10 protein-coding genes and 2 pseudogenes are annotated in these 14,171 nt (G+C 70.3%); 2 read left to right on the top strand and 10 right to left on the bottom strand.

The genetic code is table 11. The features are described 5' to 3' along the window. Window positions 1–43: 43 nt before the first annotated feature. The 9 genes from Saso_RS12200 to Saso_RS38225 all read right to left on the bottom strand — a co-directional run bounded on the left by Saso_RS12200 (window position 44) and on the right by Saso_RS38225 (window position 12,475). The gene (locus Saso_RS12200; protein ID WP_189919318.1) at window positions 44–2,167 is read right to left on the bottom strand and encodes a PQQ-dependent sugar dehydrogenase; all 2,124 of its coding nucleotides are present in this window, start codon (window positions 2,165–2,167) and stop codon (window positions 44–46) included. A gap of 201 nt (window positions 2,168–2,368) precedes the next feature. Next, a complete protein-coding gene (locus Saso_RS12195) occupies window positions 2,369–3,532 on the bottom strand; it encodes a sugar phosphate isomerase/epimerase family protein (protein WP_189919316.1) in 1,164 nt (387 codons plus the stop codon). Window positions 3,533–4,094: 562 nt separating this feature from the next. Next, the gene (locus Saso_RS12190; RefSeq protein WP_189919314.1) at window positions 4,095–5,102 is read right to left on the bottom strand and encodes a sugar phosphate isomerase/epimerase family protein; all 1,008 of its coding nucleotides are present in this window, start codon (window positions 5,100–5,102) and stop codon (window positions 4,095–4,097) included. Between the two features lie 30 nt (window positions 5,103–5,132). Beyond that, a complete protein-coding gene (locus tag Saso_RS12185) occupies window positions 5,133–6,347 on the bottom strand; it encodes a Gfo/Idh/MocA family protein (protein ID WP_189919312.1) in 1,215 nt (404 codons plus the stop codon). Between the two features lie 70 nt (window positions 6,348–6,417). After that, window positions 6,418–7,464 carry a substrate-binding domain-containing protein gene (locus Saso_RS12180; protein WP_189919310.1) on the bottom strand — a complete coding sequence of 349 codons (1,047 nt, stop codon included), beginning with the start codon at window positions 7,462–7,464 and terminating at the stop codon, window positions 6,418–6,420. Window positions 7,465–7,566: 102 nt separating this feature from the next. Further along, window positions 7,567–8,595 carry an ABC transporter permease gene (locus Saso_RS12175; protein WP_189919309.1) on the bottom strand — a complete coding sequence of 343 codons (1,029 nt, stop codon included), beginning with the start codon at window positions 8,593–8,595 and terminating at the stop codon, window positions 7,567–7,569. Then, a complete protein-coding gene (locus Saso_RS12170) occupies window positions 8,592–10,115 on the bottom strand; it encodes a sugar ABC transporter ATP-binding protein (RefSeq protein WP_189919307.1) in 1,524 nt (507 codons plus the stop codon). The genes Saso_RS12175 and Saso_RS12170 overlap by 4 nt, the downstream gene beginning before the upstream one ends. A gap of 349 nt (window positions 10,116–10,464) precedes the next feature. Further along, on the bottom strand, window positions 10,465–11,646 hold the full coding sequence (locus Saso_RS12165) for an ROK family transcriptional regulator (RefSeq protein WP_189919305.1): 1,182 nt from the start codon (window positions 11,644–11,646) through the stop codon (window positions 10,465–10,467). A 187-nt stretch (window positions 11,647–11,833) separates the two neighbouring features. Beyond that, window positions 11,834–12,475 (bottom strand): hypothetical protein, encoded by a 642-nt coding sequence (locus Saso_RS38225; RefSeq protein WP_229901142.1) that lies wholly within the window; start codon window positions 12,473–12,475, stop codon window positions 11,834–11,836. Window positions 12,476–12,711: 236 nt separating this feature from the next. Here Saso_RS38225 and Saso_RS12155 point away from each other — a divergent pair, with 236 nt between their 5' ends. Continuing rightward, on the top strand, window positions 12,712–13,128 hold the full coding sequence (locus Saso_RS12155) for a hypothetical protein (protein ID WP_189919303.1): 417 nt from the start codon (window positions 12,712–12,714) through the stop codon (window positions 13,126–13,128). Between the two features lie 11 nt (window positions 13,129–13,139). Here Saso_RS12155 and Saso_RS38220 read toward each other — a convergent pair. Beyond that, a pseudogene (locus tag Saso_RS38220) lies at window positions 13,140–13,400 on the bottom strand (IS5/IS1182 family transposase); the annotation flags it as partial. On the opposite strand from Saso_RS38220, the pseudogene Saso_RS12150 reads away from it, so the two are divergent. Further along, window positions 13,397–14,148: pseudogene (locus tag Saso_RS12150) on the top strand (zinc-binding dehydrogenase); the annotation flags it as partial. The pseudogenes Saso_RS38220 and Saso_RS12150 sit on opposite strands and share 4 nt — an antisense overlap. Window positions 14,149–14,171: the final 23 nt, after the last annotated feature.

Genomic DNA, 14,171 nt, shown 5'->3' with positions numbered 1-14,171 from the left:
CCCCGTTCTCGGGTGGGCGCCCCGCCTGGGTGTCACCGCCGGGTCAGTCGGCCGGTGTCAGCGCGACCTCGGCACTGCCCGACAGGGCCGGCAGGCCGGCCGGGGGCGAGTCCGTGTAGGTGGCGTTGAAGACCGCCTTGAGGTTGTCCGAGCCGGAGTGACCGCCGTCCACGAAGGTCTCGAACGATCCGGAGCAGCCGTTGCTCGACGAGAGCGGGTGGCCGTGCGAGTCGTGGCCGAGGATGAACGAGACGGTGACCTTGGAGCAGTCCACCGGCTGGTCGTCGGTGACGGTGACCTGCCAGGTGACCCGGTCGCCCCAGTGGAACGGCGTGCTGCCGTGCGGAGCCGGGTCGGTGGTGAGCGAGACGACCGGCGCCTTGTTGCCGACCACGACCGGGACCGAGGCGGAGGCCGAGCGGCCCGTGCTGTCGGTGACCTTCAGCGTGGCGTCGTTGACGCCGTTCTTGTCGAAGGTGTGCGTCGGGTTCGCCTCCCTGGAGTCGACGGTGCCGTCGGCATCGAAGTCCCAGGCGTAGCGCAGGGCGTCACCGTCGGCGTCCTTGGTGCCGGTGCTGGAGAACCGGACCGTCAGCGGGCTGGTGCCGTTGACCACGTCCGCGGCGACCTTGGGCTCGGGGGTGCGGTTCCCCCGGGTGAAGTCGATGCGGGAGAGCTGGGCCTCGGGCAGTTCGGCGAAGTATCCGGTGCCGTACTCGAGGACGTAGAGCGCGCCGTCCGGGCCGAACTCGGCGTCGATCGGACCGTCGGTCGTGATCGAGGGGATCGCGTCCTCGATCTTCAGGACCTCGTTCTTCTTTCCGAGGGTGATGGCCTTCATCTGGTCGCGGGTCCACTCGTAGAAGAGCGGCTTGCCGTCGAAGTACCGGGGCCACCGGTTCTCGGCCGTGTTGCGCTTGTCGTAGCGGTAGGCCGGGCCGCCCATGGGGCCGATGCCACCCGTGCCGAGCTCGGGGAACGCCTCGGAGGCCCCGTAGCCGTAGACGATCTCGGCGTCCGTGACCGGTGGCAGCACGCTGCGGCCGGTGTTGTGGCGCGAGTCGTTGACCGGCTTCGCGCAGTCGAACGCGCCGGTCGAGGTCTGGGTGGCGAAGTCGTAGTCCTGGTAGGGCATGTCCTGGGTCACGCAGAACGGCCAGCCGTAGTTGGCGGGACGGTCGATGACCATCCAGCGTCCCTGCCCGGCGGGACCGCGTTGGGGGTTGGCCTGGTTGGCGTCGGGAGAGTAGTCGCCGACGTAGACCTCGCCGGTCTTCTCGTCCACGCCGAAGCGGAACGGGTTGCGCAGCCCCATGGCGTAGATCTCGGGACGTGTCTTGGGAGTTCCCGGGGCGAACAGGTTGCCGTCCGGTATCGCGTAGCCGCCGTGGGGCTTGGTCTTGATGCGCAGGACCTTGCCGCGCAGGTCGGCCGTGTTGCCCGCGGTGCGCCGCGCGTCGTAGGCCGGGTTGCGGTCGGGGCGGTCGTCGAGGGGGGCGTAGCCGTCGGAGGAGAACGGGTTGGAGTCGTCACCGGTCGACAGGAAGAGGTTGCCCTTGTGGTCGAAGTCGATCTTGCCGCCGACGTGGCAGCAGATGCCCCGGTCGGCCGGCACGTCGATGATCTTCTGCTCCGTGGCGAAGTCGAGCTTGTTGCCGACGAGTTGCAGGCGCGAGAGCCGTGTGACCCCCTTGTACTTCGCGAAGTCCGCGGGTGTGCCGAACTGCGGTGCGTCGCCTTCGTTGACGCCCGGGGTGGCGGGGTCGTCCATCGGGGTGTCGAGGCGGGGCGAGTAGTAGAGGTAGACCCAGTGGTTCTTGGCGAAGCCGGGGTCGATGGCGATGCCCTGCACGCCTTCTTCGTCGTGCTGGTAGAGCCCGGCGGGGCTCTTCTTCATGTCGGCGGCGAGGAAGTTCACGCCGCTCTTGGGGTCGTGGATGCGGACCTCGCCCGTGCGCGCCGTGTGCAGGACCCGCCGGTCGGGGAGGACGGCCAGGGCCATGGGTTCGCCCGGGCGGTCGTTGAGGGTGACCTTCTGGAAGGCCGACGGGGCCGGCGGTACGGAATCCGACGACGGTGCCGCTCGGGCTGCGGAGAGCGGCAGGAGCCCGGCGGCTGCGGTCAACGCAGCCGCCCACACGAGGGTGACGATCCGTCTGTTGCGCACTCAGAACTCCTCTGGTCTGGCCAGCGGGTGAAAAGTCAGGCGGAACACATGAGTTGGACGCTAGGACGCCCACTTTCGACTCGTCAAGGACAAAGTCTCGAAGGTTTCGAGGAAAGTTTGCCCTGGTAGCCGTTTCGGGGTGTGCCGGGGAGCCCCCGCCCGGCGCCGAGGCGTCTGGCGGGCGCGGTGGTTGATGTTCCGTCAGTCGCAGGCGCGCAGGGCGGCGAGGTTGTCGTAGCCGATCCGGGCGAAGTCCAGGGACTGGCCCGCGACGGTCGTGCTCGGTGCGTTGTCCTGCTCGACCATGGGGTTGTGGTAGTTCTTCGCTCCCACCCGGGTGAAGAACCTGCGGTAGTCGATGTCGCCCGTGCCGAACGGCACCATGTCGTAGCCCAGGCCGCTCTGGAGGTTGACGACGCCGTCCTTCGCGTGGAAGAGCGGGAAGCGGTCGGTGTTGCGGACCACGAGCGCTGCCGGGTCGAAGACCTTCTCCCGCTGCGAGCCGTCGTGGGCGGTGTACGTGTGGAACTTGTACTGGGCCACGTGGGCCCAGAAGACGTCCAGCTCCAGATAGACGTTCTTGCGGTCCGTCACCTTCAGGAAGTACTCCAGCTTGCGGATGCCGGAGCTGCGGGTCGGCCGCCCCTGGGCGTCGAGCGGGCCGCCGTCGAGCAGGAAGTCGTAGGCGCTGTCGTGGTTGTGCGTGTAGAGCTTGATGCCCTCGCGGCGGGCTATGGCGCCCAGGGTGTTCCACTTCTGGGCCGCGACGTCCCAGTCGGCCCGGTAGGGCGTGCCGGTGGGGTCGGCGCCGGTGCCCATGTGCTTCATGCCGAGGATGTTGGCGATCTCCAGGTAGCGCTTGAAGGTGTCCAGGTCGGACGCGGTCAACGGCCAGGACGCCGGGATGAACCCGTGACTGCCCTGGGCCCGCAGTCCGTACTCGTCGAGCCAGGAGCGCAGCAGCTTCGCGCCCTGGACGGTGCCCAGGTCGGCGCCGCCGGGCGCGTTGGCGTGCTGGCCGAAGCCGGCGAACTCCACCTGGCGGTAGCCGAAGCGCGAGAGCTGGCGGAACACCTCGCGGAAACCGGAGGGCAGGTCGGAGGCCAGCGGGTCGCGGGCGACCGCGTCGCGGACGGTGTAGAGGATGATGCCGCGCTTGTCCGGCGGGACCAGGGCGGAACGACCCTTGCCGGAGCCGGCCTTCTCGGACGAGCCCTGGGCGAGGGCGGGCGCGGCGCCGAAGACCGGAGGCGCGAGCACCGCCGCGGTGGCGGCCGTGCAGGTGCTGAGGAAGCTGCGGCGGCTGACGCCGAGGACGCGGCGCAGGGCGTCGCCGGTGACGGCTTCGTCGTTGAACGCGGTCACAGTGGATCTCTCTTTCGTCGTCACGGTGCTGCGGGTGCCCGTCGGCCGCCGCCTCGGGAGGATCGGCGAGCCTGAGGGGAGGGGACTTCACTTCGGTGGCCGCTCCACGGCGGCCACCTGCGACGCGGGGGGTGGGGATCAGGACGGGCGGACCTTCGTCACGCTCGTGGGGCGGCGTCAACGACTGCCGCGCAACGGGAGGGTTCGAGGGCTACGACATCGAACCGGCGGTGCATGAACGAATCTGCGGTGAGAGAGCCGTCGGTGAGCGAGCGGAATGTGGGGCGGCGGTCGACCGTCTGCTGTGCATGGATGTCGTCCGGGTCGAACGAGCGGTGAGCCGTGCGGCCGGTGAGGGTGCGTCACCACTGTCGGACCACCGTGTGCGGCTGGTGTATGGAACGGGACCGTAGCCCGGTTCGTCCATGGCCGAAAGGCCTTGCGCAGAAGAAAGTCGAACTTTCTCCAGAGTCAGGACAAAGGTGCGTGGGCGCAGCCCGGACCGGCCCGGCGGGTCCTTGCCTCCGCCGGGCCTCGAGGGTCGGGGCTCTGGGGACACGCCCTAGTCGTCGCCGCTTCCGAAGGCGGCGTCGAAGGACGCCGAGGGCGGGTCGAAGTCGAAGCGCTTCAGATGGGCGAGTGCCTCGGGCGCGCCTTGGAGGCGGTCCATTCCGGCGTCCTCCCATTCCACGGAGACCGGGCCCCGGTAGTCGATGGAGCGCAGCATGCGGAAGACGTCCTCCCAGGGCACGTCGCCGTGTCCGGCGGCGACGAAGTCCCAGCCGCGCCGCGGGTCGCCCCACGGCAGATGGGAGCCGAGCCGCCCGTTGCGGCCGTCCAGCCGCTTGCGGGCCTCCTTGCAGTCCACGTGGTAGATCCGGTCCCGGAAGTCGTAGAGGAAACCCACCGGGTCCAGGTCCTGCCAGACGAAGTGGCTGGGGTCGAAGTTGAGGCCGAAGGCCGGCCGGTGGTCCAGCGCTTCCAGCGCGCGTCGGGTGGTCCAGTAGTCGTAGGCGATCTCGCTCGGATGGACCTCGTGGGCGAAGCGGACCCCTTCGGCGTCGAAGACGTCCAGGACCGGGTTCCAGCGCTCGGCGAAGTCCTCGTAGCCGCGCTCGATCATCCGCTCCGGCACGGGCGGGAACATCGCCACCAGGTGCCAGATGGACGATCCGGTGAAGCCGACGACCGTGTCCACGCCGAAGGCGGCCGCGGCGCGCGCCGTGTCGGCGATCTCGGCGGCGGCCCGCCGCCGGACGCCCTCCGGCTCGCCGTCGCCCCAGATCCGGGCGGGCAGGATGCCCTGGTGCCGTTCGTCGATCGGGTTGTCGCAGACGGCCTGGCCGACGAGGTGGTTGGAGATCGCCCAGCACTTCAGGCCGTACTTCTCCAGCAGTGCCCGCCGGCCGGCCAGGTAGGACGGGTCGGCCAGGGCCTTGTCGACCTCGAAGTGGTCACCCCAGCAGGCGAGTTCGAGACCGTCGAAGCCGAACTCGGCCGCCAGCCGGCAGACCTCCTCCAGCGGCAGATCGGCCCACTGACCGGTGAACAGGGTGAACGGGCGTGGCATGGCGCCTCCGAGCGGATTCCTGCCGGCTCTCTACCGGACTTCGGCCTGGACGGCCTGGACGGGGGTGTAGACGGAGTTCTTCTGGGCGCTCTCCTCCACCGCGGCGAGCACCCGCTGCACCTGGAGACCGTCGGCGAACGACGGCGTCGGGTCGGCCCCGGAGGCGATGGCCTCGACCAGGTCACGGGCCTGGTGGGCGAAGGTGTGCTCGTAGCCGAGCGCGTGGCCCGGCGGCCACCAGCCCTCCAGGTACGGGTGCTCGGGCTCGGTGACGACGATCCTGCGGAACCCAGCCGTGGCAGCGGGCTCCCGGTGGTCGTGGAAGGACAGCTCGTTGAGCCGCTCGAGGTCGAAGGCGAGCGAACCGTCCTCGCCGTTGAGCTCCAGCCGCAGGGAGTTCTTGCGCCCCGACGCCATCCGGGTCGCCTCGAACGAGGCGAGCGCCCCCGAGGCGAGCCGGCCGGTGAAGACGGCCGCGTCGTCGACCGTGACCGGACCGCGCCGGGTGCCGCCGGCAGCGGTCAGGCCGGAGGAGGCGCCGTCGAGGCGGGGTCGTTCCCTGACGAAGGTCTCCATCTGGGCGGAGACGCCGACCAGCAGGTCGCCCGTCAGGTACTGGGCGAGGTCGACGATGTGGGCGCCGAGGTCACCGAGCGCCCCCGAGCCCGCGTGCTCCCGCTGGAGACGCCATGTCAGCGGAAAGTCGGGGTCGACCAGCCAGTCCTGGAGGTAGGTGACCCGGATGTGGCGCAGGGTGCCGAGCCTTCCGTCCGCGATGAGCCGACGGGCGAAGGCGAGGGCCGGGACGCGACGGTAGTTGAAGCCGACCATGGCCAACTGCCCGCGTGAGCGGGCCGCTTCGGCCGCGGAGACCATGGCCTCGGCTTCGGCGACCGAATTGGCCAGCGGCTTCTCGCACAGCACGTGCTTGCCCGCCTCCAGCGCCGCGATGGCGATCTCCGCATGGCTGTCGCCCGGTGTGCAGATGTCGACGAGCTGCACGTCGTCGCGGGCGATGAGGGCGCGCCAGTCGGTCTCCGCCGCGGCCCAGCCGTGCTTGTCGGCCGCGGCCCGTACCCCGCGCGCGTCGCGGCCGGCGATCGCGGCCAGGACGGGCCGCATCGGCAGGTCGAACGCGTGCCCTACGGTGCGCCACCCCTGTGAGTGGGCGGCGCCCATGAACGCATAGCCGACCATTCCCACGCCGAGCACCGGCGGTGCGGTCCGGCTGTCCCTCTGTTCCATACGGATTCCTCCTCGTCGGAGTGTCAACTGACTCGTCGCTGTTGTGCGCGGGGCACGCGGCCCGGGCCGGTCAGATGAAGCCGGTCGGCAGGTACTGGTCGACGTTGTCCTTGGTGACCACGGCCGAGTAGAGCGTCAGCGACGACGGGATCTCGAACTCGGCGAGGCCGCCGACGCCCTTGCCCTGACCGAGCGCACGGGCGAGGTCGATGGCGGAGGCGGCCATCGTCGGCGGGTACAGGACGGTCGCCTTGAGCACGCTGTTGCCGGCCTTGATGGCGTCCATCGCGGACTTGGCGCCCGCGCCGCCGACCATCAGGAAGTCGTCGCGTCCGGCCTGGTCGATGGCGCGCAGCGCGCCCACGCCCTGGTCGTCGTCGTGGTTCCACAGGGCGTCGAAGCTCGACTGGGCCTGAAGGAGCTGGGCCATCTTGGCCTGGCCGGACTCGACCGTGAAGTCGGCCGCCTGGCGGGCCACCTTGCGGATGTTCGGGTAGTTCTTCAGGGCGTCGTCGAAGCCCTTGGTCCGCTGCTGGGTCAGTTCGAGGTTGTCGAGGCCGGCGAGTTCGACGACCTTGGCGTTCTTCTTGCCCTTGAGCTGTTCGCCTATGTAGTGACCGGCGTTGAGGCCCATGCCGTAGTTGTCGCCGCCGATCCAGCAGCGGTACGCCTGCGGGGAGGCGAAGACGCGGTCCAGGTTGACGACGGGGATGCCGGCCCGCATGGCCTGAAGGCCGACCTGCGTGAGCGCCTTGCCGTCGGCCGGCAGGATGACGAGGACGTCGACCTTCTTGTTGATCAGCGTCTGGATCTGGCCGATCTGCTGGGCCGTGTCGTTCGAACCCTCGGTGATCTCCAGGGTCACGTCGGAGTACTTCTTCGCCCGCGACTTGGCGTTGTCGTTGATGGCGTTGAGCCAGCCGTGGTCGGCCTGCGGGCCTGCGAAGCCGATGGTGACGGCCTTGCCCGGCTTGTCGTCCGCGACCGGGGCGCTGTCCGCGGCCGGTTCCTGGTTCTTGGGCTCGTTGCTGGTACAGGCCGTCAGCAGCGCGCCCGCGGATACGGCTGCGGTGCCGAACAGCAGTGCTCTGCGGCTGGTGGCGGGGGTTCTTGCCATGGCGGATCGACCCTTCGACTGGGCGGTGTACGTGAGGTGGAGGTGGTGGGGGTGCCGGACGGCGGTGTCAGGGGCCGCCGTCCGGCGGTGTGCGGCACTGCGTCAGCCGTCGCCGTGCAGTGAGCGGCGCTGGACCAGGACGGCGGCGACGATGATGGCGCCCTTCGCGATCTGCTGGACGGCGGTCTCGAGGTTGTTCAGGGCGAAGATGTTGGTGATCGTGGTGAAGACCAGGACACCGAGGACGGAGCCGACGATGGTGCCGCGCCCGCCGCTGAGCAGGGTGCCGCCGATGATCGCCGCGGCGATCGCGTCCAACTCGTAGAGGTTGCCGTTGGTGTTCTGGCCCGAGCCGGCGAGCACGATCAGCATGAACGCGGCGATACCGCAGCACAGGCCGGACAGCAGGTACAGGTACAGCCGCTGGCGGCGGACGTCGATGCCGGCCAGGCGTGCCGCCTCCGCGTTGCCGCCGACCGCGACGGTACGGCGGCCGAAGGTGGTGCGGTTCAGCACCAGCCAGCCGACGACGGTGACCGCGGCGAAGATCAGCACGAGGGGCGGGATGCCGAGGATGTAGGCGTCCCTGGCGCCCAGGTCGAGCACGGAGGCGACGCTCACGATCTGGGTGCTGCCGTCGGTGATCTGAAGGGCCAGCCCTCGGGCGGAGGCGAGCATGGCCAGCGTCGCGATGAACGGCACCATCCTGCCGTAGGCGATCAGCAGACCGTTCACGAGACCGCAGCCCACGCCGACGATCACGGCGGTGAAGGCGATGCCTGCGAAGCCGAACTCCTGCGTGGCCACGGTCGTCGCCCAGACCGAGGCCAGGGCCACGATCGCGCCGACCGACAGGTCGATCCCGCCGCTGGTGATGACGAACGTCATGCCGACGGTGACGACGCCGATCACGGACGCCTGGGTGAGGATGAGCTGGAGGTTGCTCGTCGCCAGGAACTCGTTCGGTGCGGTGATGCCGCCGACCGCGACGAGTACGGCGAGGACCGCGAGCAGGGACAGCGTGCGCACGTCCCACCGCAGACCGGCTCGTCGTGAACTCTCCTGCTCCCCGGCGGACTTGGCGGCGGGCGTCGGCGCTTCGTTCTGCGCCGCGGTGGCCGGCTGTGTCATGGCGTCGGGCTCCCTTCCATCACGAGATCGAGTACGCGGTGCTCGTCGAGCTCCCGGGCGTCCGCCGTGTGGACGACGTCGCCTTCGCGGAGCACCAGCACCCGGTCGGCGAGGCCCAGGACCTCGGGCACCTCACTGGACACGAGGAGTACGGCCAGGCCTTCGTCGGCCAGCCGGCGGACGACTGCGTAGAGCTCCGCCCGGGCGCCGATGTCGACACCCCTGGTCGGCTCGTCCAGCAGCAGTACCTTGCAGCCGCGCAGCAGCCAGCGGGCGAGGACCGCCTTCTGCTGGTTGCCGCCGGACAGCGTCCTGATGGCGGCGTCGGGGTTGTCGGGCCGCAAGGACAGCTCGCGGACCGCCTGGTGGGCCGCGGCCCGCTCCGCACGCCGGTCGAGCCAGCCCAGCCGGGCGAACCGGGAGAGGGTGGAGACCGAGACGTTGCTGCTGACGGACTCCAGCATCAGCAGGCCCTGCGCCTTGCGTTCCTCGGGCGCGAGACCGATGCCGGCGGCGACGGCGGCTCGGACGCTCCCGGGACGCAGGGGGGCGCCGTCGACGAGGACACGGCCGCCGTCGGGTTTGCGCGCCCCGTAGATCGTCTCCAGGATCTCGCTGCGCCCGGACCCGACGAGCCCGGCCAGGCCGACGATCTCACCGGGCCGCAGTTCGAGGTCGACGGGCGCGAACTCCCCTCGCCTGCTGAGCCCTTCCACCTTGAGCACGGGCTCCCGGCCCTCGGTGAACCCCGCCTCGGGGCGCTCGGGGAAGACGTACTCCACGTTGCGCCCGGTCATCAGGGACACGACCTCATGGGTGGGCGTCGACTTGGCGGGCAGACCTCCGGCGACCGACCGGCCCTCCTTCAGGACCGTGACCCGGTCCCCGATGCGCCGGATCTCCTCGAGGCGGTGGGAGATGTAGATGACGGCGACACCGTCGGCCGTCAGATCGCCCACCGTCCTGAAGAGGTTGTCCACCTCCTCGGGGTCGAGCGCCGCCGACGGCTCGTCCATCACGATCAACCGGACCTCGTGGGACAGGGCGCGGGCCATCGAGACGATCTGCTGCTGCGCCGCGGACAGGTCGCCGACGAGCCGCGCGGGATCGATCTCCTGGTGGCCGAGACGCTTCAGCAACTCCGCGGTCGCCGTCCGGGCGGTGGAGCCGCGTACGACGAACCCGGCCGCCGTGGGTTCGTGTCCGAGGAAGACGTTCTCCGCGACGGACAGCCCCTCTATCAGGTCGAGTTCCTGGTAGATGGTGGCTATTCCGAGGCGCATGGCCGCGATCGGTGAGCCGAGGGTGACGGTCTCGCCCCGCCAGGTGATCTCGCCGCCGTCGGGCTGGTGGGCTCCGGCGAGCACTTTGATCAAGGTGGACTTGCCGGCGCCGTTCTGGCCGAGCAGGCAGTGGACTTCGCCGGCCTGGACGTCGAGGTCCACACCGTCCAGGGCGCGCACGCCGGGAAACGACTTGGTGATGCCGGACATGGTGAGCAGGGGTGGTTGTGGTGCCATGAGGAATCCCCTCCGCGGATGCGGGCCGTGAGTGGGCAGGGGTGGACGGGGTGCTTCGGGTGCGGGGTGGTTCGGGTACGGGGCAGCTCTGGGAGGCCCCTTGCGAGGTGCGCCCCGGGGCGTGGGAGCGACGCGGGGCCGGTATGACGGCCGTACGATCGGTGCGGGGCCGGTCAAGGCGATCGACGTGCTACTCGGCGTTACGAGGTGTCGGGGCACGCTTCAGGGCGCTTCGGGGCGTGAGGTATCCGCCCGGGGCTGGCCGCGGCCGTGCCCAGGGAGTGCCGCGATGCCGTCGGGTCGCGAGGGCATCCGGGGTGGTGTGCGTCCGATGTGGATCGGGAACGGGTCAGGCCGGTGAGAAGATGTGGTCGCTGATGAGGCGTGCCGCGCCGATGACGCCGGCGGTCGGCCCCAACTCCCCCAGCACGATCGGCAGGTTGCGGGTGGCCAGCGGCAGGGACTGCCGGTAGACCTGGGTGCGGACACTGGCCAGCAGCGTGTGCCCGAGCCCGGTCACTCCACCGCCGATCACCACCAGTCCCGGATTGAAGAAGCTGACGAGTCCGGCGATGACCTGCCCCAGACGTGTACCGCCTTCCCTGATCAGTTCCAGAGCCACCCTGTCCCCCGCCGCCGCGGCCGCGGACACGTCCTCGGCCGTCAGACGCCCGGCCTTCTCCAGCCGGTCGGCCAGCTCGGCCGACCGGCCCGAGCGCGCAGCCTCCTCCGCGTCGGCGGCCAGCGCCGCACCGCTGAAGTGCGCTTCCAGACAACCCCGGTTGCCGCACGCGCACGCGCGGCCGCCCGGTTCGACCGGGATGTGACCGATGTCGCCGGCGCTGCCGGTGGTCCCTCGGTAGACCTCACCGCCGACCACGATCCCGCAGCCGATGCCGGTGCCGATCTTGACGCACAGGAAGTCACGTACGGAACGCGCCACCCCCGCGTGCTGCTCCCCCACGGCCATCAGGTTCACGTCGTTGTCGACCATGACCGGACAGCCCAGTTCCTGACTGAGCGCCTCCCGTACCGGGAAGCCGTCCCAGCCCGGCATGATCGGCGGCGCGACCGGTACGCCCTCGGGGAAGCGGACCGGCCCCGGGACGCCGATCCCGGCGCCGTCGAAACCCTCCGCGACACCGGACGCCTTGAGTTTGGCGGCCAGCGACAGCACCTGCTCGAAGACCGCGACCGGTCCCTCGCGGACGTCCATCGGCTGGTTCAGCTGCCCCAGCACCTCGAGCTCCGCGTTCGTCACGGCGACGTCGATCGACGTGGCGCCGATGTCGACACCGAGGAAACGCAGCGTCGGCGACAGCCGGATGTTGTGCGAGCGCCGGCCGCCCCGCGAGGGGGCGAGTCCGTCCGCGACGACCAGCCCCGTCTCCAGGAGCCGGTCCACCTCGACAGCCAGCTTCGAACGCGACAGGTCCACCAGATCGCCCAGCTGGGCCCGGGAGTTGGCGCCGCTGGCACGCAGCAGACGGAGCAGCCGCGCCTGGTGCGCGTTCTCAGGTCGAGCAGTCATGCGTCTCATGAAACCCTCCCTCTCCCATCGCTGGGGATCCGGGCCCCCGCCTTCGTCGGCGGGGTCGTCCGGCTTCTGGGAAGGAACGTAGCAGCGATTCGCTGAACTGAGAAGAACTTATGAGCTAAGTGTCCTCTCTTTTTCCACTCTCAGGACAAAGTCGCGTACGGCGAGGTCACGCCGGTCGTCACCCCTCGCGCCCCTGGGCCTCGAACGGGCCGGTCGCGGGAGCCACGCACTTGTCGACGACGGTGTCCTCGCCGGCCGCCGAGCCGTCCAGGCAGAGCCGTCCGCCCCGGTCCCGCAGGTCGAGGAAGAAGCGCGTGGTCGTACCGGACCGTTCGAGGCCGTGGATGCGCCCGTCGATGTACCCGAGGCCGTTCAGGACCGTCCTGACCTCGGCGGGGGTGGGATCGGCCAGGTCCCGCAGCGCCTGGGTTATGCGCTCTTCGTGGAGGTTGCTCGCACACCGGTCACGGGCGTTCAGCTCCACCTCCGGCCCCGCCGTGGGAGCGACCGGCTCCATCGCGTCGCTCGGCGCCGTCTCGCCGGGCGGCAACGGCTGCGCCGGACCGCTCGGCGGCCCCTCGGGCGCGGCACTCGCGGGACACTCCCGCGCGACGTCACCCAGCATCTTCACGAAGGCCGCGTCGGACCGCAGCCCGGCCATGTCGGCGGGGCTGCCCTGCGCCCCGCCGGCGCTCGTCTCCTCGGTGCCGCAGGCGGCGAGCGCCAGCGCGGCGAGGACTGTCATCGCGAGCACGGACTGCGGCCGCGGGCGGCGCGGGGTGCGGGTGTCCGTGCTGGTCAGGGCGGGGGTTGCTGTCATGCCGCAAGTCTGCGAGCAGGCGGTCGCCGCTTCGTGAGTACGCGTACTCAACTGCGCGGGGGTACTCGCGCTCAACCCGGCAGCGTCAGGCGATGCGGTGTGCCACCGGTGGGGAGACCTAGGCCGTTTCGTTCGGATCACCGAACCCTTGGCATGTGAGGGCACTCGTCGAGTGCGGCGCCTCGGGCGGCTTCTGTAGCCTGGCGGCGCTGTATGTCGGGGGGGGGGAGCTGACCGTGGAGAACATCCTGTCCGTGGCCATCGGGGCCGCTATCGGCCTCATAGGGGCGGTGTTCGGTTCGTGGTTCAGCGCGCGCCGACAGGACCGCATGTGGCTCCGCGAGCAGAAGCTCAAAGCCGGGGTCGGCTTCAACACGGCCGTAGTTCAGCTACTGGACTGCCTGAAGGAAACACAGCTGAGTGACGATGGCCCCGGAGCCAACGAGTTGGCGAACCAGATGCAGGAAGCACGATCAGCTCTCTACCTGCTCTGTGCCAGCGACACGGTCGATCTCGCCGATGCTCTCGCGCATCGGGTCTGGAGCACCAGGCCCACCGACGGCAGGGACGACCGCCGGGCCGAATTCCGAGAGACGGTGGACCTCCTGCGTCGCTTTACCCAACAGCTCCGGCAAGAGATCGCCAGATCGTAGTGCCCATCGGATCACCGGGCGGACCAGAGGAAGATGCCTGCGATGTGGAGTCCGGCGAGGTAGATGGTGGCGGTCTTCTCGTAGCGGGTGGCGATACCCCGCCACTGCTTCAAGCGGTCGATGCACCCCTCGACGGTCCTGCGCTGCTTGCAGGCGTCACGATCGAAGGCCGGTGGTCTGCCGCCTCGGCTGCCGCGACGGAGTCGGTGACCCTGTTGGTCGGCCGGGACGGGGATCACCGCTCGGATGCCGCGCTTGCGCAGGTGCCTGCGAGATCTGCCGGGCGGCTTCCAGTCCAAGTGCGTGCACGCCGATTTCGTCCACGCGGGGATCGGCACCCAGGCGGAGAAGGCCCGGATCCCGCTGGCCGACGGCACTCTGGTCGCCACCCCGGGGCAGCCCGACCCGGAGCTGGTCCCCGCCCTGCTGGCCGCCTCCGACGTGCTCGGCACCGGGTGGTACGCCGCGGTCGCCGCCGAGGCGGGGCCGGGCAAGACCGTCGCGGTCGTCGGCGACGGGGCGGTCGGTCTGATGGCGGTGCTCGCCGCCGCGCGGCTGGGCGCGGATCGGATCATCGCCATGTCCCGCCACCCTGAGCGTCAGAAGCTGGCCCGCTACTACGGGGCGACCGACATCGTCGAGGAGCGCGGTGCCGAGGGTGTCGCGAAGATCAAGGAGCTCACCGGCGGGCTCGGGGCGCACTCGGTCGTGGAGGCCGTCGGCACGCAGGAGTCGTTCATGCAGGCCGTCGGCGCCACTCGCGGCGGCGGGCATCTGGGCTATGTGGGCGTGAACCACGACGTGTCCATCCCCGGCATCGAGCTGTTCTTCGCCGGCATCCACACCCTCGGCGGACCCGCCCCCGTACGCCGCTTCCTTCCCGAACTGATCCAGCTCATCTGGGACCGCAAGATCGACCCCGGCAAGGTCTTCGATCTGACCCTGCCGCTGGAGCAGGCCGCGGAGGGCTACAAGGCGATGGACGAGCGCCGCGCCACCAAGGTGCTCCTCACCCTCTGACCCGCCCCGCCCGACTCCTCCTG

Origin of the sequence: Streptomyces asoensis, assembly GCF_016860545.1 — a bacterium.
GTDB lineage: Bacteria > Actinomycetota > Actinomycetes > Streptomycetales > Streptomycetaceae > Streptomyces > Streptomyces asoensis.
Note: the sequence above shows the minus strand (reverse complement) of the source record. Positions and strands in the feature narration are given on the sequence as shown.

What these genes read in the sequence shown, in the direction of transcription:
- Saso_RS12170 (WP_189919307.1), bottom strand. Translation starts at nt 10,115, where the DNA reads ATGGCACCACAACCACCCCTGCTCACCATGTCCGGCATCACCAAGTCG.
- Saso_RS12180 (WP_189919310.1), bottom strand. Translation starts at nt 7,464, where the DNA reads ATGGCAAGAACCCCCGCCACCAGCCGCAGAGCACTGCTGTTCGGCACC.
- Saso_RS12185 (WP_189919312.1), bottom strand. Translation starts at nt 6,347, where the DNA reads ATGGAACAGAGGGACAGCCGGACCGCACCGCCGGTGCTCGGCGTGGGA.
- Saso_RS12165 (WP_189919305.1), bottom strand. Translation starts at nt 11,646, where the DNA reads ATGACTGCTCGACCTGAGAACGCGCACCAGGCGCGGCTGCTCCGTCTG.
- Saso_RS12175 (WP_189919309.1), bottom strand. Translation starts at nt 8,595, where the DNA reads ATGACACAGCCGGCCACCGCGGCGCAGAACGAAGCGCCGACGCCCGCC.
- Saso_RS38225 (WP_229901142.1), bottom strand. Translation starts at nt 12,475, where the DNA reads ATGACAGCAACCCCCGCCCTGACCAGCACGGACACCCGCACCCCGCGC.
- Saso_RS12190 (WP_189919314.1), bottom strand. Translation starts at nt 5,102, where the DNA reads ATGCCACGCCCGTTCACCCTGTTCACCGGTCAGTGGGCCGATCTGCCG.